Consider the following 26,646-nt stretch of genomic DNA (forward strand, 5'->3'; position numbering starts at 1 on the left):
GTACCCCGCTCAGGCCGATCCGAACCCGAGTGCCCTAGATCACAAAGGTAAACCTATCCACAAATCGCCAAATGTCCTACATTTGACTCATGCCGGATTCCCGTATCGCACCCACCGCACGCAACATCCCACTTTCAGTGCAGATCGCGGAACAACTGCGGTCCCAGATCACTTCTGGCAACTGGGAATTAGGGGAGAAGATCCCCGGCGAGCATCAACTTGTCGAAATGACCGGCGCGAGCCGCAATACAGTCCGGGAGGCCATTCGCGGCCTCGTCCATGCCGGCCTCCTCGAAGCACGCCCGGGAGACGGAACCTACGTCTGCGCGAGCTCAGAACTCGAAATTGCACTTCAAAGACGTGCAGCGGCGGAGAACGTGCTCGAAATCTTCGAAGCCCGTGAAGCTTTGGAGCTCTACGCCGCCCGACTCGCTGCCGAACGAGCCCTGCCCGAAGACATCGACCGCATGACTCGGGCTTTGGATCGCCGAGACGCTGAGCCCGACGTCGCCAAATCCGTCGAGTACGACCTCGACTTCCACCTGGAGATGTTCGCAGCGAGCGGGAACCAACTGATAGCGGACATCTACCGCAGTCTCGATCGCTCTGACACCATGAGCATCCCACAAGGTAAGTCCGACAAGGAGACTCGACAGCTATTCATCGGGCCTTGGACCGACGACGACCCACACCGGCAGCTGCTTGCGGCCATCCGTGACCGCGATCCGGACGGCGCAGCCGCCGCAGTGGTCCGACTGATGGACCACAGCCGATCCCTCTTTCTGCAAAACATGCCGAAGTAGCTGACACACAAGAGGTTCAGCGCACAGACAATCTCAGAAGGGCACACCTATGGCTAACGTCATCTCCGACACCGAAAACGTGGCGTCTGCCCCGAGCGCGATACCGATAATGCGCCGAGGACTCGTTATCGCTGGCATTCTTCTCATCGCAGCCAATCTTCGAGCCTCAATCACAGTCGTCGGCCCGCTACTCGGTGAAGTACGCACCGATCTCGATATCTCGTCGACAACAGCATCAGCGCTGATCAGCCTTCCACTGCTGTGCTTCGCAGTGTTCTCCCCCGTTGCCCCGGTCATCGCAGCTCGGTGGGGAATGGAACGGACACTCGCAGCAGCACTCGGCATGCTCGCCTTAGCGATCGTGATCCGCTCTGTTCCGTGGATGCCTGCGCTGTGGATCGGTACCGTATCGCTCGGCATGTCCATCGCAACAATGAACGTTCTACTGCCGGCGCTCCTCAAACGAGACTTCCCGACCGAAGCCGGCCGTTTGACCGGCATCTTCTCGGCGGTCTCTGCAGCCGTCGCCGCAACCGCATCCGGACTTGCCGTGCCGATCGCCGGTCTCACCGATCACGGTTGGCGGATCGCATTCGGAATCTGGGCCGCTATGGCTCTCATAGGATTTGGGGTGTTCCTTCCCCAACTTCGCCGACGCACGCTTCCGAAACACGATCACGCTGCGGCTTTGGATCCCCATCCAGGCGGCCATCGCTCCCCATGGCTCTCAGCACTCGGGTGGCAGATCACAATATTCATGGGCGTCCAATCTCTCTTCTTCTACACCGTTCTGACATGGTGGCCCACCATTGAAGAATCACACGGCACTACCGCGGCTACCGCCGGACTGCATCAAGGCATCATGCAAATATTCTCGATCATCGGCAGCCTCCTCACAGCAGTGCTCCTGCACAAACTGCCCAAGGATCAGAGAGGAGCCGTCCTCGGGCTGGTGTCGGTCGCCGCAGTGGCAGTTCTCGGCCAACTCCTCCTCCCCTCCTGGGCCCTGCTGTGGAATGCATTCCTCGGCATCGGCATCGGCGGATCGATTGTCATTGCCTTGTCCTTCTTCGCAATACGCACTGTCAATCACGGTCAAGCAGCGGCACTCTCGGGTATGGCACAGTCCGTCGGATACCTTCTGGCCGCCACCGGTCCCCTCGTTTTCGGTGCACTGCACGACGCCGTCGATTCCTGGACGACTCCTCTGATCGCGTTGCTGGTGCTGCTGGCCGTGCAACTCGTCTTCGGCTCCCTCGCCGGCCGCAACAAGACACTGGGATAAGCGAACCACGGTCGCCTCGAATCCACCCACCAACCTCGCCAGACCCGTGCCGCGACCCGAACTGTCGTCGACGTGCTGAGGTCCGAGGATGTCGACGAGACAGCGGGGCGCTCAACGGCCTACCGAATTGCACCCGGCCCATCCCCGACTGGTGGATCGGAGCCGAAAGTCGATAATGAGGGCATGAACGAGACACAACCCCACAACCTCGAACGAGAGCGCTGGCGCACGCTGCCAACTCCACCGTCGACCGAGTTGATCGAGATGGTCGGGGACGGACCTTCGAGCGCAGACTTCGACCCTGCTGCACCAGTGACACAGCAGGGGTGAGACAGTCACGACATTCCGGTATCCCGCAGGGTGATGTTCAGCCGCCCGGACGGCAGACCTATGTCGGGACTTGCACTTCCCGCAATAACTTTCGGCACTCCGTGATATGCGAACCGAGACTCTCCACCGAAGACGAAGAGATCACCCGAATGGAGTTCGACATCGGTGTACGGCTTGTTCCGGTTCTCGGAATTCCCGAATCGAAAGACACAACTCTGCCCGACACTCAGTGAGACGACGGGAGCGTCGCAGCGCTCGTCCTTGTCCTGGTGCATGCCCATCCGAGCGCCCTCGTCGTAGAAATTGATCAGCGCGGTGTCCGGCGTGTACCGCTCCCCCGCAGTCGGATCATCATAGGCAGCGGCAACTGCGGCCCGGCCGAGGTCGACGAGCCAGTCAGGCACCGCTGCGACAGGCGCACCGTTCACGTCGTCGGCGGTGCGCGTGTACTTGTACGGCTGCCAATGCCAACCGAGACAGACTGTTTGCACCGACATCTTGTGCCCACCAGGGACAACAGCGGAGCGCATCGGTACGGGTGCGGTCGCCCACCGTCGGCACTCGGCCACCAAGAAGCGTTGCTGTTCGACGCTGAGCCAATCCGGAACGAGGATCGCCCCCGGCGCCACTTCCAATCGTGGCCGAGGAATCAGAGCGTTCATGGTTTCCACGCTAATCGGTTTCGAAGCATTGACACCCTCGGCATGGGCTCGTATCGTAATCAACAGGTTGGTTGATAAAGGAGATGGTTGACAAGTGATCGTGGATCCAGGGGCAGACGAGCGTCTCGACAAAGCGTTCATGGCGCTTGCCGACCCGGTACGACGGCGGATCATCGCCCGCCTGAGCACCGGCCCCCAAACGGTCAACGAGTTGGCCGAGCCGTTCGAGATCACGAAACAGGCCATCTCCAAACATATTCAGGTACTCGAAGCCGCGGGTTTGGTCACTCGCAGCCGCGAAGCCCAGAGGCGGCCGGTACATCTCAACGCCGCAACTCTCGAGGCTTTGACCGCCTGGATCGACCGCTATCGACTGATCCACGAACAACAGTTCCGCAAGCTCGATCACCTACTCAGCACCACACAGAAGGAGACTTAGCCATGGCTACCACCAATCCCGTCACCATCACGGCTCCTGAGGGCGTGCCGTACATCGACATCACCCGCGAATTCGACGCACCCGTCAGTGCCGTCTTCGCAGCTCATTCGAATCCCGATCTGGTCAAGCAGTGGCTCGGCCCCAACGGATACGAGATGGAGATCGACGAATACGAGTTCGTGAGCGGCGGTCGATACAAGTACGTCCATCGCAACCCCGAGGGCGAAGAGTTCCGGTTCAACGGTGTATTTCACGTCGTTCGCGAGAACGACTTTGCCATCCAGACCTTCGAATACGAGGGATTTCCCGACGTCGTCAGCATCGAATCAATCACGTTCGAGGATCTGGGCAACGGACGCACCCGCCTCTCCGGCCATTCCGTATATCCGAGCCTCGAAGCGCGAGACGGAATGATCGAGAGCAATATGGAGCTCGGCGTCACCGAAGGTTACGAACGCCTGGACAAGATCGTCGCGCAACTCTGACCGCCTGTTTGCCCGAACCTCCTCAGCGAAAGGCAGTTTCATGGACTGGACCCTCGAAGTAGTCATCGTTCCCGTCAGTGACCTCGACCGCTCCATCGAGTTCTACCGTGACAAGGTCGGTTTCGATCTCGACCACCACACCGTCAACGAACACATGACGGTCGCCCAGCTCACTCCGCGTGGTTCGGGCTGCTCGATCGTCATCGGGAACCTGCCGTCGCAGACCGAGATGACCCCTGGTTCGTTGAAGGGATTGCAGTTGGTCGTGGCCGACGCTGCAGCGGCTCGCCAGGAGCTCATCGACCGCGGCGTCGATGCCAGTGAGGTCACCGTCTTCGACGAGCGTGACGGGGGCACCTTCTTCGGATTCGCCGACCCGGACGGTAATACCTGGGCTGTCCAGCAGCTGAAGGTCCGCGGCGACAAGCCGCTCATTCCGAAGGAGTACCGCGACCGCTTCGGCGCGTAGCAACTGCCTTCCAGGCTGCGTAACCTTCGGGCATGCAGACGGCACAGGGGCGATAGCCGGCCGCAATCGCGGTCGGCTCGTCCGCGAAGAACACCCGACTGGCGACATACCCGCCACGCGCGATTGCCTGCGCGGCCCCTCGACAGTCGAGTCGCCCGTAGATCTTCGTTTTCCGGTGCCCGCCAAGCACACCGGGCGTCGAACTCTCGTAGGGTTTGTTGCGAGCGTCGCGGAGAATGTACGTCTTACTCGGCATCGTGAAGCACCAATCCCAATGTTCGACGCGTACCCGAGTGCACCACGCTGACACCATGTCGCACAGGGGCTCTCGACCACCCACGAGAACTCTGCACCGGTCGATCCCGCGTGGTGAAGATCAACGCGTGACCTTGCTCGAGAACTGTCACCGTCCCTTTCGACTGGGCGCGCGGCCGCTGTTCCACGAGCAAGAACTCGCCGCCGACGTGGTCGATGCGAGGTCTGTCGAGCCCGATCACGACTTGCAAGGGAAACACCAACTCTCCGTACAAGTCCCGATGCAATGCATTCCAGTCACCAGGTCCGTAGGACAGAAGGATCGGGGTAGGGCGATTCTGACCGGCGTCGTGACACTGATCGATCCATTCTTCGAAAGAATCCGGCCACGGTGCACCCTCACCCAGCTTGAACGCCCACTCCCGCGCCACGGGCAGGAGGTGTCGGTAGAAGGCGGATCGCATAGCCGTGATCGGCTCCGGTACGGGATCACCGAAGTACCGGTACTCCCCTTGACCGAAGCGGTATCGAGCCATGTCGACGGTGCTCCGGAACCGGTCGACCTCCGAGTACCAGGAAGCAATTTCGCGACACTCCGACTCGTCGAGTATCGGCGCCGTCTGGGCACACCCACTGGAGTCGATTCCCTCGATCAGCGCAGGCCAATCGAGGGAATCAACTCGAGCAGACAGATCGGTGAAGAGGTCCATACGTCGTAGACGACGCGGCGGTCAGGAATGTGAGAATGCCAGCAGCTGGTCAGCCAGATTGTTGTACGTACGGGCGATCCCGGCATAACTGAGCACGGGTTCCGGATTCCAGGTGCCGATCTTCCCCTCCTTCACCGCGGACAAGTTGGACCACGCAGGATTGGCGCCGAGCGTATCCAGTTGCAAACTGGACGGGCGATCGTCGAGGAAGATCATGTCGGCCGGATAGTGGTCCGCCATCTCCCAAGCCAGTTTCTCGACGTAGACCGACGATCCCTCGGCCGGATCGACGACGGCAAGGCCCAATCCCGCCAGATCTGCAAGGATCGGGAAGCCCGAACGACTGACACGAATCGTGTCCGGATCTGCGGACGCGAACAAAACCTGTGAATTATTCAGCGAAGAAGCAACTTCGGAGATCCGTGCACGCGCAGCGTCGTAGTCTTTTCGCTGAGCCTCCACATCCTGGTCCGCCCCGAGTTCCACGGCCAGTTCCACGATCTCTTGCACGGCTCGGTCGATGGTTCCTGCTGCCGTTTCCACGAACAGTACTGTCGACAAGCCTTTCACCGCATCCAAGTTCGCTTCGTCGAGTAGTGCCGAACCACGCAGCTGAGGGACTATGACGACGTCCGGCTCCAGCGCAGCGATCTTCTCGAGTTCCACTTGTCCCCAGAGCTGCCCGACCATGTCGGTTTTCGAGAAATCCAAATTGCCGGAGATGCTGGTGTCCCTTGATCCCGGCGATCGTGTCAGTGCCCCGAAAACTCCGACAGGCACCAGTCCGTAATCCCACAGAGCACCCGCGATACCGGTGTAGGTGACAAATCTCCTTGGTGGTGAATCCAATTCGATCAGATTGCCGCGATCATCGGTGAAGGACCAGCCTGCATCGCCTTCGCCCCCGGCGTCTGCGTCCGAACGCGAGCAACCGGCCGCTGCCAGCGCAGCAGCCAATCCTGCTGCAGCGCCGAGGAACCTGCGGCGATTCCAGTCCATCTCGATACGCCGGTGCGGTCGTGGAGTGAACAGCGTGGTCATGTGTGTGCCCTTTCGGCGATTGGTTGAACTGTTGCAGGAGTTGACGAACGAGAAAAGAGAAGGATCGACACCAAACCCGTGAGCATTCCGACGCCGGCACAGAAGACCAACGGCCACAGCAAGGCGAACTCGTCCGGACCGACGAAGAGCGAGCCGCACAACGCAATTCCGACGGCAAGCCCGAGTTGACGCGACGAGTTGGCTGTTGCCGAAGCCGTCCCGGCGCGCTCTGCCGGGGCGTCCGACATCGCGGCACCCGGCAGCACCGGCGACACCATCGCCGAACCGACACCGGTCAGAATCAGCCCGGCGATCAGTGCGGGCCAGACCGGCTCGGCGAGAACGTACAGCATGGCCACGCAACCGATTCCGCAAAGGATCGTCCCGAATCCGAGCGACAGTCGAAGGTCGACGCGCTGAAGCCGTGATCCACACAAGGCCGATACGAAGACAAAAGCGAGCGGTTGAATCGAGAGCACGAGTGCGGCCGCCGATGCCGACAGTTCCAGCCCGTTCTGCAGCCACAGTGAAAGGACTACGAGCGGGCCGTAGGCCGCGAGGTAGTACCCGAAAGCAGCGACGAGGACGCCGTCGAATTTCAGGGATCGGAACAATGCCGGATCGAGCATCGGACTGCTGCCTCGACGCTGCCAGCACACAAACGCCGTCAGCGCACCGATTGCGATCAGGAAGGCAAGAGCTGTCGACGACGAAGCCCACCCGATGTCGCCGCCCCACGTCACGCCGAGAACCGCGGCAACGGCAGCGAGGGTGAACAAAACGATTCCGGCCCAGTCGATGTTGTCGTCGCCGCGCTCACTGTCGGCGAAACAGAACACAGCCATTGCGAGCGCCACTGCGGCCACGGGGATTCCGAAATAGAAGACCGCACGCCAGTCGAAGAACTGCGTCAGCAGCCCTCCTGCAACGTTGCCGATTCCCGCCGCCAATCCAGCGACGGCACCCCACGCGGCAAAAGCCACGTGCCGATCGCGGCCCGAATAAGCGTCGCCAAGCAGCGGCAGGAGTGTCGCGAACATCGCCGCACCGGCAATTCCTTGCGCGCCGCGAGCAACGACCAGAACCGTGATGTCCGGAGCAATCGCGCACACGGCCGTTGCAACCAGGAACACGACCAGTCCACAGATGTAGAGGCGTTTGCGTCCCCACGCATCGCCGAGTGCGCCCATGCCCACCAGAAGCGCGGCAAGAGCCAGCGTGTAGGCGTCGACGACCCATGACATCGCGCCCGTACTGCCGTCCAAACCGACTGCGATGGCCGGCACCGCGATCGTTGTGATCGTGGCGTACGTCAGTAACAGGAAAGTTCCGATGCATGCGGCGATGAGCGGCAGCCATCGTCGTGCCGACATGGTCAACCTCCAGATAGGGCGGTAAGTGCGCCCTAACTATGAAGGTTCAAGTCAACTTGAAGTCAAGCGCCGCTTCGACACGAATGTCGAGCTGCTCGAGCAACCACGGGCACTGCATCGGACGCTCTTGCCGACACGTCAGGTGATGCTCGAGGATCAGCTTCGCTCGCGTAGCAGCGGCGATCTGTGCCTCGAGTGTCGACACTTGATCTGCGAGAACCGTCGAGAACTGGTCGGACGTGGTGTCGGTTTCGATGAAGGACCGCACCTGTTCCAAGGACATTCCCGTCTCGGTGTACATCCGGATCAATGCCAGCCGGCGCAGCTCACGCTGCCCGTACCAGCGTTTGCCGCCAGTTCGCGACCGCGCGGACAGCAGTCCTTCGTCCTCGTAATAACGCAAGGTCGACGCCGCAATTCCGAACGATTTTGCAACCTCGCCGATCGGGATCAAGTGCTCACGCATTCACCGATCGTAGGCTGAACGCGTAGGCGGTTCCGGCAGTTATGTGTGACTTGGCATACTGACTAACGGAAGGGGTCGCGTAAGTGATCTCACGGCAAAATGCTGGATGCGCTCGTTGAACGAGGGAGAGCTGTGCTGGATCCAACGCGACCTGTCGGGCCGTACTCGTCAGGAGTGCCCGCCACTGCCCTCGAAGTCCACATGCCGGACCTCGAACGCTTCGGCCTCGCCCAGTTGTGGCGTTCCGCGATCATCGCCGTCGTGTTGTCGACGTCGATCATGCTGGCACTGATCGTGTGGCCTTTCCGCAAGCGTGGACGCACGTGGGCTGACGCTGCCTCCGACGGGATGGTCGACGGCTTCATCGCGCTGGGTCCCACCTTCGTCAAGCTCGGGCAACTGGTCGCGTCGTCGTCAGGCCTGTTCCCCGCCCCCGTCGCCAATGCATGCCTACGTTGCCTCGACGACGTTCCGTCATTTCCTGCCGAGCAGGCCAGAAGCGTCGTGCACGAAGACCTCGGATACTCCGTGGACGACCTGTTCGCGAAATTCGACGACGTACCTCTCGCGGCCGCGTCGGTAGCGCAGGTACACGCGTGCGTTCTGCACGATGGCCGCGAGGCCGTCATCAAGATCCAGCGTCCGGACATCTATGCGCGGATGCTGATCGACCTGAGGGCGGCGTACTGGGGCGCGAACATCCTCGAGAAGTTTGTCGAGTTCCTTCGAATTGCCAATGCCACCGCCATCATTCGCGATCTACACAACGCAACGATGACGGAGTTGAACAGCGCGGTCGAGGCCGACCGGCAAACCACTTTCCGGAACAACATCAGTGCATTCGGTGACAACAAAGGAGTCACGACACCGGAGGTGTACTGGGACTACTGTGGTCCCCGCGTCATCTGTATGGAACGCATGCGCGGCGTTCCACTGGATCGGTTCGTCGCCGGTCCGGACGGCATCGACGAAGCCCGCATGCTGATCCGACGCGGAGTGAAGGTCTGGCTCGAATCAGTCATCGTTCACGGTCCGTTCCACGGAGATGTACACGCGGGAAATTTGTGGGTCCTCGACGACGGCCGGATAGCGATGCTCGACTTCGGCATCGTCGGCGTCCTTCCCGAGACCTGGAGATCCATTCTTTCCGACATGTTCCGAGCCACCCTCATCGACGGTGATTTCGCCCGTGTCGCCCGCGGAATTCGATCCTTGGGATATGCAACCGACTACGAAGTCGACGACGATCAGCTCGGTATGCAGGTCGCAACGGCTCTGGCCCCAATTCTCGGCCGTGACCTCGGTGAACTCAAGCTCAGTGAATTGATCATGGCACTGATTCAGTTGGGCAAGCAGTGGGGTGTTGCGAGTCCCGAGGAATTGGTTCTTTTCGGTAAACAACTCGGATACTTCGAGCGATATGCGACGGCGTTGGCACCTGGTTGGGTGATCGGACAAGACCTTTATCTGTTCAAGAACGTTTTTCCAGAGGCAGTCGCCGAAAAGGTGCAGGAACTCGGCATCACCATGCCTGACGAATAAATTTGTCCCCTATTTCCTTATTCTGCATTTCGTCTGTCGGGGTTAGCCTGTAATGACCCACTGGCCGAGGAGCAAATGTGCAGCCACTTTCTGTAGCCCTCCCGCAAGCGTCGACAGGTCCGAGGAATAACGGGCCGAGTGTCGGCACCACCCTCGGCGCCCTCATGCATTCCACGGACAAGTCCGTGATCGAGCTTCTGGAAAGCCCCGACGGACTCGATGTCGAAATCCGTTCGATCGCCCTCGTCGAGTCCTCCGATATCGACGGCACCGACAGCCGTGGTGCGATCTCCGACATCTACCTCCCCGTGGGGGTTCCCGAATCGACGTTGACGCAGTGGTTGCGAAAGTTCGAAGGCAGGCCGGCGAGGCGTCGTCCGAAGCTCTTGCTCGTCAAGAATGCGCGCGAGGCGACGACGCTTCTGACCGCCGCACGCAACATCGGAATCGCAGTGGCCGCGGTACATCCGCAGGCTAGTTCCGGACACGTCTATTCACTCGTACAACGACTTCTGACACAGAGCATGTACCGTTCGCGGGCCGTCTCAGGAGCTGTGGCCGGTGGCGATTCGGATCTGTTCGCGCTCTCGGAGACGATCGCCGAATTGACCGGCGGACTCGTGACGATCGACGACACGGCACTCCATGTCATCGCATATTCAGCTGCTCACGAAGGTGAAGACGAACTCCGTCAGCTCTCCATACTGGGCCGGGAGTGGCCGATCGAATACACCGAATGGATAGAGCGCAGAGGCGTGTTCGAGCATCTCAGGCGATCGGACGAGGTCATCAGTCTGCCGTCCGAGCCGAGCATCGGAGCCGCGCACAGGTTGGCTGTGAGCATCACCCGCCCGGACCTGTCAGCGCCGACGGGTTCTGTTGCACACCAACACAATCTCGGCAGCATCTGGGTGCAGCGCGCCTCTGAACCTCTTTCCGACGACGCCCAAGCGGTATTGCGGGGTGCAGCGGCAGTCGCCGCACGCATTCTCATGCGAACCTTGGACGCCTCCAGCCGCGAGAATGCCCAATTACAAAGGCTGTTCGGCGTTCGCTCCGGCGGAGTCGACATGCACTCGCTGGCCGGCTCCTTCGGCATCAACACCGACGGACCGTCTGCGGTCATCGGATTTGCGACATCACTCGCGCCCGGATCGAATCTCGATCGAATCACCAACGCCTTGCGCCTGCGCGCCAGCGCATTCCGCAGCGACGCGGTCACAACGATCATCGACAACCGGATCTACGTGCTGTTTCCTCAGGCCGAACACGAGGTCGCGATCAGCGACTGGGCTTACGACACCGTGCGAGTAGTCGAGGCCCGTGCGGGCATCAGCGTGCGCGCCGCCGTCGCGGTCCCGATCGCGCGATTGCACGGCGTACCCGAGGCGCGTCGAGAAGTGGACCGCGTGCTCGATACCACCGATGATCACGAAACCTCGAAGGTCACCACACTCGCGGCGTCACGCACCGCGGTGTTGCTGGGCGAGATACTCGACCTCGTTGCTGATCACGAGCGATTGCGGGACCCTCGTATCGACAGACTCGTCTCCTACGACGACAAGAACACCTCTGACATGCAGTTCACGCTCACGGCCTACCTGACAGCTTTCGGGGATGTGAAGAAGGCCGCCTCGTCTCTGAAAGTACATCCGAACACGCTGCGCTACCGCATTCGGCGCGCTGAACAGATCATGGGCATTTCGTTGGACGAGCCGGATACGCGACTGCTCACCGAACTGCAACTCGCCATCTTGGGACGCACCCCGGACGAGTCTGAAAGATACGAAACGTCCGATCAGTGAGATAGGCCTCGAGCCCGTCCTGAACTCTCGAGTAGACAACTGAGGAAGCCGAAGAACAACTCTTACCTCAGGAGATACCTTGCGCACTCGTGGAGCCGTCATTCGCCAAGCACCAGGCACATACGAGGTGGTCGATCTCGAACTCGATCCACCCCGCAGCGGCGAACTCACTGTCAAAATGGTCGCCTCAGGCCTGTGCCACTCGGACGATCACATCGCCAGCGGCGACCACGGAGTCGGCCGCTACCCCATCTGCGGCGGACACGAAGGCGCCGGAATCGTCGTCGAGGTCGGGCCGAACACGGAAGGATGGTCCGAGGGCGATCATGTCGTGTTCTCGTTCCTCGCCGCCTGCGGCCGTTGCCGTTGGTGTGCAAGCGGAATCCAGAACCTCTGCGACAACGGCGCCGCCATCATGACCGGCAGCAGACCCGGCGAAACCTCGAGTTACAGAATGTCTCTCGACGGTCAGCCCGTCGCACAAACCTGCGGCCTGTCCACCTTCAGTGAATACACCACGGTCAGCACTCTCTCGGCTGTGAAAGTCGACAAGCACCTGCCACTCAACGCTTTGTGTCTGCTCGGCTGCGGCGTCGGAACCGGTTGGGGCGCCGCGGTCAACTCCGCTCAGGTGTATCCCGGGCAGACGGTCATCGTCATGGGCGTCGGCGGAATCGGAATCAACGCGGTGCAGGGCGCCTCGCATGCCGGCGCCGCCCACGTGATCGCGGTGGATCCGGTTGCGTTCAAGCGCGACAGTGCATTGAAGTTGGGCGCCACCCATGCCGTGGCCACCATGGAGGAAGCCACCGACATAGCGCGCTCGTTCACCAACGGCCAGGGCGCGGATTCGGCCATCGTCACCGTCGGCGTGACCACCGGAGAACATGTCGCGCAGGCATTCTCGTCGATCCGCAAGGCAGGAACCTGCGTCGTCACCGGCCTCGGGAAGATGACGGACGTCGGAATTCCCGTGAGCCTGATGGAACTCACGCTGTACCAGAAGAGAATTCAGGGATCCCTGTTCGGTGCATCCAATCCCACCGCCGACATTCCCTGGATGATCGATCTCTACACCAGCGGCAAGCTCGAACTCGACGGACTGATCACCAACCGATACACCCTCGACCAGATCAACGACGGTTTCGCCGACATGCATGCCGGTCGCAACCTCCGTGGCATCATCACCTTCTGAGCGAGTTCTCTCCGGACTTTCGATCGAGAGCAAGTCCGGAGAGATCCTCACTACAGCTTCACCAGGCGTTCATGGTGTCGAGGATTTGTCCTCTGGCCATCCACAATTCAGCAGACCAATACGGCCACGAGTGAATTCCGGCGGGCGGAAAGCTGTACGTCGCTGGGATTCCCAAGGATTTCAGGCGAATTTCGAATGCACGCGCGTGCACCCACGAGAGCGCCTCGAGCCCCATACCCGTCGCCGTGTGGAAGTAATCGATCGGCGCAGAGGGATGATCGTACGGTCCCGGGATGCCGTTGGACGACGAAATGTACATCGACAGTCCGCGAAGCGATTCCGCGTTGACGAACGGGTCGTTGCGAAGCCATCCGGATGACCACGGCGGACCCCACATCGAATCGACGTTGTACCGGCCGGCGTCGAACATGGCTACGCGGATCGCTTCACGCATACCCGGACCCGAGATATTGATGTAGCCGGACAGCGAGCCGGCGAACTTGAACTGATCCCGATGATGCCCCGCCAGGTTCAACGCGGCACTGCCGCCCATCGACAACCCGATGATCGCATTGTTGGTTGGTGAAACGCCATACCCTGCAAGGAAGTCCGGAAGCTCGCGGGTGAGGAACGTTTCCCACCTGTACGTTATCGGCTGAGCGTTGAAATTGGACGGCGCGTACCAATCCGTGTAGAAACTCGACTCACCGCCGACCGGCATCACCAACGTGATGTTGTCATTGCGGTACTGATCGAGTGCGTTCGTTTCGAAACTCCAAGCATTTCTGTCGTTTTGCGCGCGAAGACCGTCGAGCAGGTACAACGCGGCGTTGCCACCGCGCGCGGCCCACTGCACCTGAACCTTGATGTTTCCCATCGAAGACGGGACCCACAACTCGTCGTACCCACCCCATGGCGCCGAGCGCGCCGGAGTAGCACTCGCGGCGGTCGGACCGAACATACCGCCGAGCAGGAATATCGACAACAACGCCGCTACGAGCACCCGCACCCGCCGTGTATTGCGTTCGGGCAACGTGAATCTGATTCTCTGCAAGGTTGTGTCTTTCCCCGAAACTGCGCATCAAGAAACTCGCTTCGGTAAGTGCATCGTCGGTTCCACTGTCGACGTGTTTGTCCCTTTCCGGGGGCTCCGGTGTTACAAAGTCGAGGTCATCGCAACAATCGGACAACTGTCGTGCCGAGCGAATCCAGGTGGCGAAAAGCACAATTCACGAAGCACGCTGAATGCGCTCACTCAGCCGAGTGACGAAGCGATCGCATCACGACCTGCGGCAGCACACGCTTGGTCCTGCATTCCGTCTGGAGCGCCACCGACACCGATACCGGCGATCGACCCGGCTCCAGCCTTCAATGTGACTCCACCTGCAAGGAAGAGAGTGCCGGGAAGGTCGGCGATGGTTGATCCTTCGCCTTTGGTACGCTGCGAGAGGTCACTGGTGTCGGCTCCGAAAGCTGCAGAGGTGTATGCCTTCTCGCGTGAGGCTTCCACCGTGTGCTGGGCTGCGTTGTCGCCGCGCACCATGGCGATGACATTTCCCGCGCGGTCTACGACGGAGACGGTGACGAAGCCGAGACCGTCGGCGCGGCATTTCGCCAGGGCCGCACCAGCAGCCTTCACTGCTGCGTCGGCACTGAGTCGATTCTGAGTGACAATCGCCGAATCACCGGTCGCGGCAGGCTGCTGCGTGGCAGTAATCGACGTCGTGCTCGATGCGTTCGCCACCGGTGTGTCGGTGGTCGAGCATGCGGCGCTGGCAAGGATTGCGACAACCGGAACGGCGACAGCGAGCGTACGGGGAAGTCGTGTGTAAATGCGGTGGTTCATGTCGGGCACACTTTCAATCGAATGGTTCGAAACCGTCCACTACAGCGTCGCGTCCGGGGGCGGGTGCGCACATCGGGCGCTCGGGTGACGAACCGTGCCCCCTACGGCTACCCGGATATCATCCGAATGGTTGATACGACGGCCTGGTGCCCTCCGTAACATTCGAGGGATGAGTAACGGAGCCATGAACGCCGACGCCGAACGCGGCCTACGCGGCCCGTTGGCGTATGCGATCCACGCGTCGTTCTTCGTACTGCTGTCTACATCGGGAGTTCGGTACGTCACAGTCCACGGGACCAGCGGTCGGTTCGGGGTTGTACTCGTCCTGGCCGTGGTCCTCGCCCTGCTCTACGCCGTCATGGCCACGGAGTCCTCGCGAGATGTCGTTCGCCAACGGCTGTGGATGTGGCCGGTACTGAGCGCATGGGCAGCGCTGGTCTGGCTTGCCCCGAGTTTCGCGTGGTGTGCGTTTCCCGTTCTCTTCCTCTGCATTCGTCTGTATCCGAGCAAGATCGCCTACCCCCTCGTCGGGATCCTGGGCGTCCTCGCCGGTATCGCGTTCTACCGGGTCACCGGTCGTGCCGAATTGGTGACACTTCTCGGGCCGCTGTGCACCGCGGCACTGGTCGCGGCCGCGTACGGGCAGATGGAACGCGATGCCCGAGAACGCCTTCGGCTTCTGCGTCAGGTAGCAGAAGCGCAATCTGCATTGGCAGATACCGAACGCGCTGCCGGCGTTGCCGCTGAGCGAGAGCGCCTCGCGCGCGAAATCCACGACACAGTTACCCAGGGACTGGCGAGCGCCCTTCTACGGCTCGAGGCAGCCGAACAAACGTGGAATACAACGGGTTCGCCGTCTCGAGCCGATGTCGATGCCGCAGCAGAGAACATCCGAACGAGCTTGATGCAGAGTCGCGACCTCGTCCACGATCTGGCGCCGACCAAGGGCGGTACGGGCGACTTCGACGCCTTGGTCGTGGCCGCCGCCCGCCAGTTCGTCCCGGCCGTTCGGATCCGCACCGTCGGTGAAGCCGTCATCTTGCCCTCGGACGTAGCTCATGCCGTCGTGCGAGTGGTCTCGAGCGCGTCCTCCAACATCGCCCGCCACGCTCGCGCCGAAACGGCGGGCGTGACGATCACGTATCTCGACCACTCCGTCTCCGTAGACATCTTCGACGACGGCGTCGGCTTCGATCCGGGAAAGCTCGCCGACCATTCTCGGTACGGTGGATACGGCCTGCGTGCGATGCGAAGCCGCGTCGCACAGCTCGGCGGATCGTTCACCGTGGAAAGTGCACCGGGAGACGGCACCGTCGTCGCGGCCCAGTTCCCTCTCGAACGGAGGATCCGGTGACCACCATCATTCGCGTGTTCCTCGTCGACGATCATCTGGTCGTGCGAGCCGGGCTGAGAGCGCTGCTGAACACTCAGCCGGACGTCGAAGTAGTAGGCGAAGCATCGTCCGGCGAGGAGGCGGCCACGGCGATACCGTCGGCCTCACCGGATCTGGTGATGATGGATCTGGACATGGGCACCGGCATGCACGGTGCAGAAGCGATCAAACGCCTGCGAAGCGACGGTGTCGATGTTCCCGTACTGGTTTTCACGACGTATGACACCGACGCCGACGTCGTGCGGGCCGTGGACGCCGGTGCCATCGGTTACCTACTCAAGGACTCGACTCCTGACGAGATCTTCGGCGCGGTGCGCGGCGCGCTCGCCGGGCGCAGCGTCCTCTCCCCCGCCGTGGCCTCTCGTCTCGTCCAGCAGATGCAGCGCCCGCAGGAAGCGCTCACCGCCCGTGAGTCCGAACTGCTCAGCCTGCTCGCCGAGGGGATGACCAACCGCGAGCTGGGTAAAGCGCTCTTCATCAGCGAAGCGACGGTGAAAACACACCTCGGGCACATCTACGCCAAACTCGGTGTCGATAACCGCTCTGCCGCAGTGTCCGTCGCACTACGTCGCGACGGAATACGCTGACCTCGGTGGCAGCCGAACAGCTCAGCCGCCCATCGCCTTACGCACTCCGTCGATCAGTTCGAGGAATTCAGCCTTGGGAGCAAAGTCGACATACTCCGAGTCGTCGATCGCTCCGGGAACGTGACCGGGTGCCCAGTAGAACACGTCGCCGGCATCGTAGGTTTGCCGACCTGCTTCGGAATCTGTGTAGATCCTTCCTTTCAAGACGTATCCGTAGTGCGGACATTGACAGCGCCCGCCTTCCAATTGTGCGAACGGTTCGGCGAAGTCTGCACCAGCAGGAATTTTGACGAAGTTGACGATCATGTCGCCTTCTTCTCGCATCCGCAATTCGAATTCGCCGTCCTGCAACACGATGGGAAGATCGTGAGCCGAGATGGTGCGCATAGGAGTACCTTTCGACTTCAGAAGGGGAAGGTCTGCGCCGCTGGCCGGCTGGTTCGCCACTGCCAGGTGGTGAATTCGTCCCAACTGCTTTGAGTTCCGAATCTCGCGCCGTTTCCGGAGGCACCCGTGCCACCGAATGGTGCATAGGCATCGTTGTTCAAAGTCTGATCGTTGATGTGCACGATGCCGGTACGCAGTCGGTCCGCGATCCGCTCGCCGCGTTCAACCGATCCTGTTTGAATGGCAGCAACCAGACCGTATTCGCTGTCATTGGCCGACCTGACTGCCTCGTCTTCGTCCTTGACGATCACGACGGGCGCCACGGGCCCGAAGATTTCTTCACGGAACGCGGGCATGTCCGAGGTGACTCCGGCCAGGACGGTCGGCTGATAGAAGAGCCCTTCGTATGTTCCACCGGCGCGGATTTCGGCGCCGGCCGCCTTGGTGCCCTGGACGATTCGATCGACGTTCGCAATCTGCCGCGCGTTGATGAGCGGTCCGAGAGCGACGTCGCCTGTATTGGGATCCCCGACCGGCAGGACCGCTGCGCGCTTGGCCAGCAGGTCCAGGTACTGATCGGCGACCGATTCCAACACGATGTGGCGGCCTGCGGTCATGCAGACCTGCCCCTGATGCAGGAACGAACCCCACGCGCCCGCCGAGCTCGCGGCATCCAGGTCTGCGTCGTCGAGGACAATCAGCGCATTGTTCCCACCCAGTTCCAGCGAGACACGCTTGAGCGTGCGACCGGCAGTTGCCCCGACCTGACGGCCGACGGCGGTCGAACCCGTGAAGGACACCATCGCGATGCTCGGGCTCTCGCACAATGCCTGACCAGGTTCCGCGTCACCGGCGAGCACATGCAGGAGGCCTTCGGGAAGACCTGCGGACGTGAACAATTCCGCGATGACCGCACCCCCGCTGATCGCGGTTTGAACATCCGGCTTGAGAACGACGCCATTTCCGAGCGCCAAGGCGGGGGCGACAGCGCGCATGGCGAGGAGAAGCGGGAAATTCCACGGGCTGATCACGCCGACCACACCCAGGGGCACCCGGCGACCGATGCTCGTGCGCCCCTCCTGGCTGGCGGGCAGAAGGTGCCCGAACGGCTGTGTCGGCAGTGCCGAGGCTTCCCACAGTTCGGAGATGACAAGATCAACTTCGAATGCGGCTTTCCCTGGTACGGAACCACCTTCACGGATCAACCAGCGCTCCACCTCGGCTCGCTCGGCTTCCAAAATCTGCGCTGCCTTACGGATCACCGAAGCGCGAGCCTGCCCGATCGTCGCCGCCCACGCCGGCTGCGCGGCCGACGCGATGTGTGCCGCTCGATCGATATCCGCAGCAGTCGCCGTGCCGATCACCCCGAGCACCTCGCCGGTAGCCGGTTCGAGCGACTCGACGGTGTCACCGCCTCCGTCGATCCATTGGCCGTCGAAAATCTTTCCGTGCCATTGCTGATGAGCGAGCAGATTCGTCATGCGTTCCTCGATTCGTAGCTTTCGCTGCGGTCCTCGCTGTTCGTGGACCTGAGCTCTTCGCGAGCCTGAAAAGCGATCTGGAACACACTCTGCCCCGGCATTCGGGCTCCCAGTTGTCGTGATCGGACACGTTTGTTGTTCGGATGCGACAGATCAGTGACGTTCGCGGGCGTTCGGATCAGGCGAGTTACGTACTTCCGACGGCGCCGCACCGAATTCCGCTTTGAACGCACGCGAAAACGCTGGTGCGTCATGGAAACACCATCGTGCGGCCAGGATGGAGATCGAATGACCCCGCAGTGAGACGTCGGTGAGATCGCGGCGTACGCGGATCAACCGTTCGCGGCGAATCAGCGCACTGAGGGTCAGATCCCCGTCACCGAAGTGACGCTGAACGGTTCGCGGCGACAGGTGCAACGCACCGGCGATCGACGCGACCGAGAGGTCTGGTGAGTCGAGATTCCGAAGCGCATATCGCAAGATCTCCTCTCGCGTCGAACGTCCGGATGTCGCGGGCGCAGATCCTTGCATCAGAACTGCCGAAGCGAGATTGACTCCAGCATCTCCGAGAAGCCCGGCTGCGCTGCCGTCGACCTGGGATGCAACAGCGCCCGAGATGAAATTTTCCAGCAATGCACCGGACCCACGCCGACCGTCGTGGGTGCGCTCGAGCGCGCAATTCAGTTCTCGCTCGGTCAGACTCACCGCACTGCGCGGTAGGGTCATGACGGTGCACGACCAGTGACCGTCGAAACGCAGCGCGTACGAATGCTCGACGTCGTAGAGAATCATCGCGCCGGGCGGGGCCGTCAACTCGCGGTCCGATTGGCGCAGTATCGCGCTCCCGGTTCGGACCGTGCAGATCTTGAGCAGATCACTACCGTGTCGCTTTGCTGCGCGTGCGCTCCGCCGCAGTATCTGCGGTGAACCGGAGATGTCGAAAGCGCCTACGTCCCCGAGACTTACGCCGCTGACCGTACCGACAGGCGCGGCATCGACGGAACTCTCGGGGCACAGGCCACCGAAGGTCTCCGACATCTCGCAGTGCCACTGCTGCACAGATTCCGGCAGGCTCGCAGGCGTGGCAGACACGGCAGACATGGCGGGCTACTTGATCGAAGATCCGTGCTGCGCCAACGGCATGACCTCGATGGTCATGTACGGGAACAGGGGCAGGTTCCAGAGAATCTCATGGAGTTCGTCAGCCGACTCGACATCGAAGATGCTGATGTTGCTGAACTGTCCCACAATTCGCCACAGATGCACCCACTTTCCCTGTCGCTGAAGGTCTTGCGAGTACGCCTTCTCCGTTGCGACGGTATCGGCGCGTACTTCCGGATCCAGGTCGCGCGGAATATCGACGTCCATCCGAACGTGAAAGAGTGCCATGTTCTTCTATCCTCTAGTTCCTGGTCCAGGTCTTGACGGCGTCCATGTTCAGTTCGACTCCCAGGCCAGGTCCGGCGGGGAGGTGCAACTGACCCTCGGAATACTTCAGTGGTTCCTGAAGCAACTCTTCACTGAAGAGCAGTGGGCCGAAAAGCTCTGTTCCGAAGTTGATTCCGGGCTCGGCGCACGCGAAGTGCAACGAAGCGGCGGTGCCGATCGGGCCTTCGATGGACGTCGCACCGTGGCACGCGATACCGGCGGCCTTGGCAATCGCGACGATGTCGCGGCTGCGCTGGAGGCCACCACATTTGGTGGTCTTGAGGGCGATGACATCGGCGGCGCTCCGGCGGGCGATTTCCAGAGCGTCGTGTGGGGTCTGCACACTCTCGTCGGCCATGATCGGAATCGGTAGAAGCCTACTGAGTTCGGCGAGGACCTCGATTTGGTCTGCCGGAGTGGGTTGTTCGATCAGTTCGACTCCACCCTCGGCGAGTTGTGGCAAGTACCGCAGGGCAGTGAAGCGATCCCACCGTGCGTTGACGTCGACACGGACTCCGGCGTGGCCGTCCAGCGCCTGCGCGATGTTGACGATGCGCGCGACGTCGACTGCTGGATCGAGTGCTCCCATCTTGAGTTTGAAGCTGAAATTGAGCCGGGATTCGAGCTTTTCGTGAGCTTCCTCGATGATCTCGTCCGCCGGCGCAGCACCCAGTGCCCACGTGACGTCGACACTCTCGCGGAAAGCCCCGCCGAGGAGCGTGTGCACGGGGACTCCCAGGCTACGCGCCCAGGCGTCGTGCAACGCCACGTCGACGGCGGCCTTCGCGAATCGTGCATTGGCAACAACTTTTTCGATGTCGGCCATGATCGCGGTGATGTGATCCACGCGCCTGCCGACCACCACGGGAGCGATGTACTTCTCGATGATGACCTGCATCGTCTCCACCGATTCGCCGCCCCACCACGGCCCGCCCGGAACGACACCTTCGCCGTATCCGATCACTCCGTCGGAGGTGCGAATCGCGACCAGCAACAACGGCTGCGCCGTCATCGACGTGGTGGCGAATTTGTGGGGGCGAACCAGAGGAACGTCGAGGATGGTCGTCTCGATGGAGACGATCGACAGGTCTGTCATCAAATCACTTTCTATTGAGCAGTTGTGGATCAGGCCGGATCGAGCACGAAGTCGTATGTGACCCGGTTGGTTCCGTCAGCACCCGGCTTCGGATCGAGAATCAGTTCGGGCTTCGTCGCCGTTGCCACGTCGTTCTCGATCCACTCTCCATCCTTGAAATAGAGCTGGGTGGTGATCGTTCGCTTACCGGGAGCCTTCACCATGAGGTGCAGGTGAGCCGGACGCCACGGGTGCCAGCCGGCCTTCTCGATGAACCAGCCAGTGGGGCCGTCGGTCGGGATCTGGTACGGCGCAGGCTGAATCGTGGTGATCTCGAAGCGTCCCTCGTCGTCGGCAACGATCGTTCCGCGGAGGTTGCCGTCGGGGATGTGCGGAGCGAAATGGGAGTAGTAGCCTTCGTCGTCCGCGTGCCAGAGTTCGACGGTTGCACCGCCCAACCCCTTGCCGTCGAGATCGCGAACCTGGCCCTCGAAGACCAGCTTCGATCCAACCTCGTTGTCACGCATCGGAAGTTCACACTTGGCAGGCAACGTCTTGGCGTCGGCGACGTAGTACGGGCCCTCGATGCTTCCCTTGGTGCCGTGCTGGCCGCGGTACGCGACCTCCTCGACGTTGTGCTCGAGGAAGACGTCCAGCCACAGAGGCCACTCGCCGAACTGACCGATGTCGATGAGCCACTGCTTGAGGACGCGGTACTCGGGGTAGGTGATGCCGTGCTTGTCGATGACGCCGGCGAGTGCCTCGAGAACGTCCTTGGCGATGGCCGAGACGCGCTCGGGCGGGGTGTCCGCGCTGACTCGTTCCTGGAGGAACTTGTCGGTGGCGGCAGTGCCCGAACCTACTGCGGTGGGGCTCTCGGAAGTGGTCATGTGGTCCTCCTCGGGGCCGTATGTGGCTGTTACCGGGTGGGTGCCGTACTGCTGGGCTGAGTCGGCTCCCCAAGTTTGGGTTGTACGCTGTGCGTACGTATGTTACGCTGTGCGTACGCTTGTACTGTGCGCCCAGTCACAAGGTTTGTCAACCTTCGAAGGCGTCGATCGGGCATACCCGCAGATGAAAGGCCATTCCGTGAGCGAGAACGATCGCGATTACATCCAGAGCATCGAGCGTGGATTTGCTGTGCTGACGGCCTTCGACGAGAAGAACCCCAACCCGTCGCTCGCCGATCTTGCCGCCGAAACAGGTCTCTCCCGCCCAGCGGTCCGGCGCATCCTCCTCACGCTGCAGAAGCTCGGATACGTCACCGGCAACAACAGTCGGTGGTCGCTCACCCCGCGCGTTCTGAGCATCGGGCAGCACTTCTCGGCATCACATGCCTTGACGGAGGCAGCGCTCCCTCGTCTGCTGGAGATCGCAGAACACACCCACGAGTCGGCGTCGCTCGGGGTGCTCGACGGCGTCGACGTGGTCTACGCCGCGCGTGTACCCGTCCGGCGGATCATGAGCATCAACGTCAGCGTCGGCACCAGAGTGCCTGCATATGCCACCTCCATGGGTCGAGCCCTGCTAGCTTGGGCGCCAACCGAAATCGTCGACAACGTCATCGCGAACTCCACGTTCGACGCCCTCACACCCACCACGATCACCGACGAAGGCGCATTCCATACCGCCCTCCGGGTGGTGCGCGAGCAGGGATACGCGCTCACATCGGAGGAACTGGAAGACGGCCTGATTTCCCTCGCTGCTCCCGTCCGCGACGCCGGTGGAAGCGTCGTCGGAGTGACAGCGTGTTCGACCTCGGCCGGACGAACATCCCCGGAAGCTTTCCGCGCCGACGTCGCGCCGTTCCTTGTCGAGAAGGCGAATCAGCTCAGCGCGGACATGGGGTACCGGAGCTAGCGCCTCAACACCTCGGAAGGCAGCAATCCGTACTTACGCCGAAAGGACGACGCGAACCGTCCGGTGTGCGTGAAACCCCATCTCACAGCGACATCGGTGACCGTCGTCGAGTCGTCGGCATCCACCAGATCTGCATGGACCCGCTCGAGACGGATGTCGAGCAGGCATTCCGACGGACTCCGGCCCACGTACTGCCGAAATCCCTCCTGCAATCTCCGTACGCTGACGCCCGCCACCTCCGCCATCTCGGCTGCGGTCCACACGCGGGCCGGGTCGTCGTGCATTTCGTCGAGCACCCGCTTGACGATGCGTGGCCTGGCGTGTCGCACCGCGTCCTCGCTTTCGGGCATTGCGGCAAGGACGAATGCCGTGACCACGGCGCCGGAGAGCTGACCTGCCACCAGTTCGTTGTGCAGCACGCCGACCGGGCCGAGTATCTGATCCGACAGTGAGCGAACAAATTTCAACCATCTGGCTCCGTCGTCGCCCCGAAGATCCACCTGATCAGGCAAGTGCATTCCGGGTCGACCGAGAACCTTTTCCATCTCACGGTCGAGGTACTGACGGTCCATCCGGACTCCGACGATCTCGCAGTCCGCACTCCACCGCGTAATTCTCGTCGTGATGTCGGGTGGACATACCGTCGCAACACCCTGCGTCGAGAGCACGTGCGAGCCCGCGAACACCGACTCGAGCTCGCCCGAGAGCGGGATGTTCACCCCATAGGCACCGGGATGATCGGATTCGACGGCGACGTCAGCTCCCCACCGAATATGAGCGATCCTCAGCGGTCCCAACTCGGTGGTGCACACCCCGACTCCACTGGCCGCATGCCGAGACAACGGCGTCAGCGTGTGCGGAAAGTAGGCGTCCGAAACCGCATGACACGCCTCGTCCCAGTCGCGGGGAGCTGTACCGATCATGGAGTCGACCATCGTCCTTCTTCACCTTCCAAACCCGTGACCAGCCACATTGCCGAGCAAGGGCGCTGAACATCATTGAACACTGTGTCCCCGGTCACTTCCAAGAGAAAACGGGTACGGGCCGCGATCGGGTGCGCAATCCGGATAGCCACCGCGCTGTACGGATCGACCGAAGCCTGCGCCCGCCGTACGTTCGTCTTCACTCCCGGCGCGAGTCGCCCACTACTTCCCTCCCGCACTTCGCGGCACTCTCACTCAACCGCCATCCGACAAGGAGGTCCGGTCATGGAACAAAATCAGCTTCGAGGAATCTTCGGTCAATTCGCGAGCGGCGTCACCGTCATCACCTGTACCAATGCCGACGGTCAACCACACGGAGCCACGGTCACCGCATTCACGGCCATTTCCCTGGAACCACGGCTGTGCCAGATCACGATGACTCGCAAGTCCAAGGCGTGCGGCTACCTCGGCAACGCGCCGTTTGCGGTCAACATCCTTGCCTCCGACCAAGTGGACACGGCCATGCATTTTGCCGGCCGACCGCAGCGCACCGAACCGAGGTGGATCGACGGACCGACCGCTCCCCTGCTCGACGGCGCCGCAGCAACCATCTCGTGCGTCCCGTGGAGGGAGTACGACGGCGGTGACCACATCATCTTCATCGGCGAGATCGTCGACGCTCAGTCGAGTGGCAAGGATCCGCTTCTGTTCTACCGAAGCACTTTTCACGATCTAGGCGCTACCTCGTCGACCACAGTCTGGAACGGAAGTCAGGACGACCCCCACAGCGGCTGGTTCGACGCCACCACTTCGTTCACCCCGATTCATCTTCAGCCCGCACCCCAAACGATCTGAAAGGCTTTGCCATGACGACCACCGAAATTCCTCCCACCGGCGTCGATCCCGCAGATTCCGGAGCGCCACAGGTCAATCCGGCCGCCGATTGCGAAGCCAACCGCACGAAGAACTTCGCCACCCGACCGATGACCGGTGACGAGTACATCTCGAGCCTGCAGGAGGGTCGCGAGATCTGGCTTCACGGTGATCGCGTCAAGGACGTCACGACACACCCCGCGTTCCGAAATCCGATCCGCATGACCGCGAGGCTGTACGACGCTCTGCATACGGGCGAGCACGTGGACGCCTTGACCGTTCCGACGGACACGGGCAACGGCGGTGTCACCATGCCGTTCTTCCGCACTCCGACGTCGTCGGCCGATCTGCTCAAGGAACGCGATGCCATAGCGACGTGGGCTCGTATGACCTACGGCTGGATGGGCCGTTCCCCCGACTACAAGGCGAGTTTCCTGGGCACCCTCCACGCCAACAAGGAGTTGTACGCACCGTTCCAGGACAACGCCGAACGCTGGTACCGCGAATCGCAGGAGAAAGTTCTGTACTGGAACCACGCGATCATCAATCCCCCGGTGGATCGCCAACTTCCACCGGACGAGGTCGGTGACGTCTTCATGAAGGTGGAGAAGGAAACCGACGCAGGTTTGATCGTCAGCGGCGCCAAAGTGGTCGCCACCGGATCGGCGATCACGAACTACAACTTCATCGCTCACTACGGTCTGCCGATCAAGAAGAAGCAGTTCGCCCTGATCTGCACGGTACCGATGGACGCGCCGGGTGTGAAGCTGATCTGCCGCACCTCGTACACCGAACATGCTGCGGTGATGGGCAGTCCGTTCGATTATCCGCTGTCGAGTCGCATGGACGAGAACGACACCATCTTCGTCTTCGACAAGGTGTTGGTTCCGTGGGAAAACGTCTTCATGTACGGCGACGTCGACCGGATCAACGCATTCTTCCCTCAATCGGGCTTCCTGCCGCGCTTCACCTTTCAGGGCTGTACACGCCTGGCCGTCAAGCTCGACTTCATCGCCGGCCTGTTGATGAAGGCGCTCGAAGCCACCGGCGCCGGCGGCTTCCGCGGAGTCCAAACCCGTGTCGGCGAAGTGATCGGCTGGCGAAACCTCTTCTGGTCGTTGACCGAATCGATGGCACGCGATCCCGAACAGTGGGTCGGCGATTCGGTGATACCGAAGCTCGAGTACGGCCTCACCTATCGAATGTTCATGATCCAGGGGTACCCGCGGATCAAGGAGATCATCGAACAGGACGTCGCGTCGGGCTTGATCTACCTGCCTTCGAGTTCACTCGACTTCAAGAGCCCGGACGTGCGTCCGTACCTCGACAAGTACGTTCGCGGTTCCGACGGCATCACCGCCGTCGACCGCGTGAAAGTCATGAAGGCGCTGTGGGATTCGATCGGGACCGAGTTCGGCGGCCGACACGAACTCTACGAGCGCAACTACTCCGGCAATCACGAGAACGTCAAAGCCGAACTGCTGTTCGCAGCCCAGAATCGTGGACACGCAAGTTCCATGAAGGGACTGGCCGAGCAGTGCTTGAGTGAATACGACCTCGACGGCTGGACGGTCCCTGACCTCATCGGCAACGACGACGTCTCGTTCTTCAAGAACCGGTAGCTCACGCGGTACGAATACTGCACCCTTGGTCAGGACTAGGCAATTGCCTAGTCCTGACCTGAGACACACGATGTCAAGGTGAATCAGCTGGAGTACGCCCATGACGGATATGTTTCTCGATTCGAAACCCAGAAACTACTGTGCGAGTTGGGTTGCGGGTGGCAAGCGACGTGCAGGATCGAGGGTTCAGCGGGCAGTCGGGAGTTCGACGGCGCCGTTTTCGAGGAGAACGTGTGCGTCGATCATCTGACCGCCCCGTTCGACGTAACCCATCAGGTTCGCTCCGGACCCCCAGCCGAGCAGTCGCTGTA

General features: G+C 61.5%; 29 protein-coding genes. 14 read left to right on the forward strand and 15 right to left on the reverse strand.

Annotated elements, in window-relative coordinates; translation table 11 throughout:
- Positions 1-89: 89 nt before the first annotated feature.
- The 3 genes from G9U53_RS18125 (at position 90) to G9U53_RS18135 (ending at position 2,418) form a co-directional block, all read left to right on the forward strand.
- Positions 90-803 (forward strand): FCD domain-containing protein, encoded by a 714-nt coding sequence (locus G9U53_RS18125; RefSeq protein WP_063315600.1) that lies wholly within the window; start codon positions 90-92, stop codon positions 801-803.
- A gap of 49 nt (positions 804-852) precedes the next feature.
- Complete coding sequence (locus G9U53_RS18130) at positions 853-2,088, forward strand: MFS transporter (protein WP_165639008.1); 1,236 nt, start codon at positions 853-855, stop codon at positions 2,086-2,088.
- A gap of 183 nt (positions 2,089-2,271) precedes the next feature.
- Positions 2,272-2,418, forward strand: a complete 147-nt coding sequence (locus G9U53_RS18135; RefSeq protein ID WP_165639009.1) for a hypothetical protein — start codon at positions 2,272-2,274, stop codon at positions 2,416-2,418.
- 5 nt (positions 2,419-2,423) lie between these two features.
- Here the strand turns inward: G9U53_RS18135 and G9U53_RS18140 are convergent, their stop codons facing one another.
- Complete coding sequence (locus tag G9U53_RS18140) at positions 2,424-3,080, reverse strand: alpha-ketoglutarate-dependent dioxygenase AlkB (protein WP_037128920.1); 657 nt, start codon at positions 3,078-3,080, stop codon at positions 2,424-2,426.
- 94 nt (positions 3,081-3,174) lie between these two features.
- Here G9U53_RS18140 and G9U53_RS18145 point away from each other — a divergent pair, with 94 nt between their 5' ends.
- Genes G9U53_RS18145 through G9U53_RS18155 form a run of 3 tightly spaced genes read left to right on the forward strand, consistent with a single transcriptional unit; the run spans position 3,175 to position 4,473 of the window.
- The gene (locus G9U53_RS18145; RefSeq protein ID WP_003939956.1) at positions 3,175-3,519 is read left to right on the forward strand and encodes a metalloregulator ArsR/SmtB family transcription factor; all 345 of its coding nucleotides are present in this window, start codon (positions 3,175-3,177) and stop codon (positions 3,517-3,519) included.
- 2 nt (positions 3,520-3,521) lie between these two features.
- Positions 3,522-4,004: an SRPBCC family protein gene (locus tag G9U53_RS18150; RefSeq protein WP_003940319.1), complete on the forward strand. Its 483-nt coding sequence runs from the start codon at positions 3,522-3,524 to the stop codon at positions 4,002-4,004.
- Positions 4,005-4,044: 40 nt separating this feature from the next.
- Positions 4,045-4,473 carry a VOC family protein gene (locus G9U53_RS18155; RefSeq protein WP_118607011.1) on the forward strand — a complete coding sequence of 143 codons (429 nt, stop codon included), beginning with the start codon at positions 4,045-4,047 and terminating at the stop codon, positions 4,471-4,473.
- Here G9U53_RS18155 and G9U53_RS18160 read toward each other — a convergent pair.
- The 5 genes from G9U53_RS18160 to G9U53_RS18180 are packed head-to-tail and all read right to left on the reverse strand — an operon-like array spanning position 4,436 to position 8,318.
- Positions 4,436-4,729 (reverse strand): Ada metal-binding domain-containing protein, encoded by a 294-nt coding sequence (locus G9U53_RS18160; protein ID WP_007729748.1) that lies wholly within the window; start codon positions 4,727-4,729, stop codon positions 4,436-4,438. The two genes, G9U53_RS18155 and G9U53_RS18160, sit on opposite strands and share 38 nt — an antisense overlap.
- Positions 4,719-5,438 carry a 2OG-Fe(II) oxygenase gene (locus G9U53_RS18165; RefSeq protein ID WP_165639010.1) on the reverse strand — a complete coding sequence of 240 codons (720 nt, stop codon included), beginning with the start codon at positions 5,436-5,438 and terminating at the stop codon, positions 4,719-4,721. Before G9U53_RS18165 ends, G9U53_RS18160 begins: the two co-directional genes overlap by 11 nt.
- 21 nt (positions 5,439-5,459) lie before the next feature.
- The gene (locus G9U53_RS18170; protein ID WP_165639011.1) at positions 5,460-6,479 is read right to left on the reverse strand and encodes an ABC transporter substrate-binding protein; all 1,020 of its coding nucleotides are present in this window, start codon (positions 6,477-6,479) and stop codon (positions 5,460-5,462) included.
- Positions 6,476-7,852, reverse strand: a complete 1,377-nt coding sequence (locus G9U53_RS18175) for an MFS transporter (RefSeq protein ID WP_165639012.1) — start codon at positions 7,850-7,852, stop codon at positions 6,476-6,478. The genes G9U53_RS18170 and G9U53_RS18175 overlap by 4 nt, the downstream gene beginning before the upstream one ends.
- Before the next feature lie 46 nt (positions 7,853-7,898).
- Positions 7,899-8,318 carry a MerR family transcriptional regulator gene (locus tag G9U53_RS18180; protein WP_007729752.1) on the reverse strand — a complete coding sequence of 140 codons (420 nt, stop codon included), beginning with the start codon at positions 8,316-8,318 and terminating at the stop codon, positions 7,899-7,901.
- Between the two features lie 132 nt (positions 8,319-8,450).
- On the opposite strand from G9U53_RS18180, the gene G9U53_RS18185 reads away from it, so the two are divergent.
- The 3 genes from G9U53_RS18185 (at position 8,451) to G9U53_RS18195 (ending at position 12,860) form a co-directional block, all read left to right on the forward strand.
- A complete protein-coding gene (locus G9U53_RS18185; protein WP_019745620.1) occupies positions 8,451-9,860 on the forward strand; it encodes an AarF/UbiB family protein in 1,410 nt (469 codons plus the stop codon).
- Positions 9,861-10,024: 164 nt separating this feature from the next.
- Entirely contained in the window at positions 10,025-11,665 is a 1,641-nt protein-coding gene (locus G9U53_RS18190) for a helix-turn-helix domain-containing protein (protein WP_075834571.1), read from the forward strand.
- A 79-nt stretch (positions 11,666-11,744) separates the two neighbouring features.
- Positions 11,745-12,860: an NDMA-dependent alcohol dehydrogenase gene (locus tag G9U53_RS18195; protein ID WP_165639013.1), complete on the forward strand. Its 1,116-nt coding sequence runs from the start codon at positions 11,745-11,747 to the stop codon at positions 12,858-12,860.
- A gap of 58 nt (positions 12,861-12,918) precedes the next feature.
- Here the strand turns inward: G9U53_RS18195 and G9U53_RS18200 are convergent, their stop codons facing one another.
- The gene (locus G9U53_RS18200; RefSeq protein ID WP_306671697.1) at positions 12,919-13,845 is read right to left on the reverse strand and encodes an alpha/beta hydrolase family protein; all 927 of its coding nucleotides are present in this window, start codon (positions 13,843-13,845) and stop codon (positions 12,919-12,921) included.
- Between the two features lie 270 nt (positions 13,846-14,115).
- Positions 14,116-14,706: a heme-binding protein gene (locus G9U53_RS18205; protein ID WP_003940245.1), complete on the reverse strand. Its 591-nt coding sequence runs from the start codon at positions 14,704-14,706 to the stop codon at positions 14,116-14,118.
- A 184-nt stretch (positions 14,707-14,890) separates the two neighbouring features.
- On the opposite strand from G9U53_RS18205, the gene G9U53_RS18210 reads away from it, so the two are divergent.
- Positions 14,891-16,060, forward strand: a complete 1,170-nt coding sequence (locus G9U53_RS18210) for a histidine kinase (protein ID WP_165639027.1) — start codon at positions 14,891-14,893, stop codon at positions 16,058-16,060.
- Positions 16,057-16,686 carry a response regulator transcription factor gene (locus tag G9U53_RS18215; RefSeq protein ID WP_082845721.1) on the forward strand — a complete coding sequence of 210 codons (630 nt, stop codon included), beginning with the start codon at positions 16,057-16,059 and terminating at the stop codon, positions 16,684-16,686. Before G9U53_RS18210 ends, G9U53_RS18215 begins: the two co-directional genes overlap by 4 nt.
- Before the next feature lie 21 nt (positions 16,687-16,707).
- Here the strand turns inward: G9U53_RS18215 and G9U53_RS18220 are convergent, their stop codons facing one another.
- The 6 genes from G9U53_RS18220 to catA form a co-directional block, all read right to left on the reverse strand.
- Positions 16,708-17,073 (reverse strand): hypothetical protein, encoded by a 366-nt coding sequence (locus G9U53_RS18220; protein ID WP_065351503.1) that lies wholly within the window; start codon positions 17,071-17,073, stop codon positions 16,708-16,710.
- A 17-nt stretch (positions 17,074-17,090) separates the two neighbouring features.
- Entirely contained in the window at positions 17,091-18,554 is a 1,464-nt protein-coding gene (locus G9U53_RS18225; protein WP_065351504.1) for a benzaldehyde dehydrogenase, read from the reverse strand.
- Positions 18,555-18,707: 153 nt separating this feature from the next.
- Positions 18,708-19,655 (reverse strand): helix-turn-helix domain-containing protein, encoded by a 948-nt coding sequence (locus tag G9U53_RS18230; protein WP_165639014.1) that lies wholly within the window; start codon positions 19,653-19,655, stop codon positions 18,708-18,710.
- Between the two features lie 6 nt (positions 19,656-19,661).
- On the reverse strand, positions 19,662-19,943 hold the full coding sequence (catC, locus tag G9U53_RS18235) for a muconolactone Delta-isomerase (protein WP_165639015.1): 282 nt from the start codon (positions 19,941-19,943) through the stop codon (positions 19,662-19,664).
- A gap of 13 nt (positions 19,944-19,956) precedes the next feature.
- Positions 19,957-21,078, reverse strand: a complete 1,122-nt coding sequence (locus tag G9U53_RS18240; RefSeq protein ID WP_003940572.1) for a muconate/chloromuconate family cycloisomerase — start codon at positions 21,076-21,078, stop codon at positions 19,957-19,959.
- 29 nt (positions 21,079-21,107) lie between these two features.
- Positions 21,108-21,947 carry a catechol 1,2-dioxygenase gene (gene catA / locus G9U53_RS18245; RefSeq protein WP_003940427.1) on the reverse strand — a complete coding sequence of 280 codons (840 nt, stop codon included), beginning with the start codon at positions 21,945-21,947 and terminating at the stop codon, positions 21,108-21,110.
- A gap of 199 nt (positions 21,948-22,146) precedes the next feature.
- Between catA and G9U53_RS18250 the strand changes: the two genes are divergently transcribed.
- Positions 22,147-22,917: an IclR family transcriptional regulator gene (locus G9U53_RS18250; protein WP_003939932.1), complete on the forward strand. Its 771-nt coding sequence runs from the start codon at positions 22,147-22,149 to the stop codon at positions 22,915-22,917.
- Here the strand turns inward: G9U53_RS18250 and G9U53_RS18255 are convergent.
- A complete protein-coding gene (locus tag G9U53_RS18255; RefSeq protein WP_007729772.1) occupies positions 22,914-23,852 on the reverse strand; it encodes an AraC family transcriptional regulator in 939 nt (312 codons plus the stop codon). The two genes, G9U53_RS18250 and G9U53_RS18255, sit on opposite strands and share 4 nt — an antisense overlap.
- A 273-nt stretch (positions 23,853-24,125) precedes the next feature.
- Between G9U53_RS18255 and G9U53_RS18260 the strand changes: the two genes are divergently transcribed.
- Positions 24,126-24,695 (forward strand): flavin reductase family protein, encoded by a 570-nt coding sequence (locus G9U53_RS18260; RefSeq protein WP_007729773.1) that lies wholly within the window; start codon positions 24,126-24,128, stop codon positions 24,693-24,695.
- An 11-nt stretch (positions 24,696-24,706) separates the two neighbouring features.
- Positions 24,707-26,335, forward strand: coding sequence for a 4-hydroxyphenylacetate 3-hydroxylase N-terminal domain-containing protein (locus G9U53_RS18265; protein WP_165639016.1), 1,629 nt, complete (start codon positions 24,707-24,709; stop codon positions 26,333-26,335).
- Positions 26,336-26,646 lie beyond the last annotated feature (311 nt).

The organism is Rhodococcus sp. D-46, from assembly GCF_011290655.1.
GTDB classification, from domain to species: domain Bacteria; phylum Actinomycetota; class Actinomycetes; order Mycobacteriales; family Mycobacteriaceae; genus Rhodococcus_F; species Rhodococcus_F qingshengii.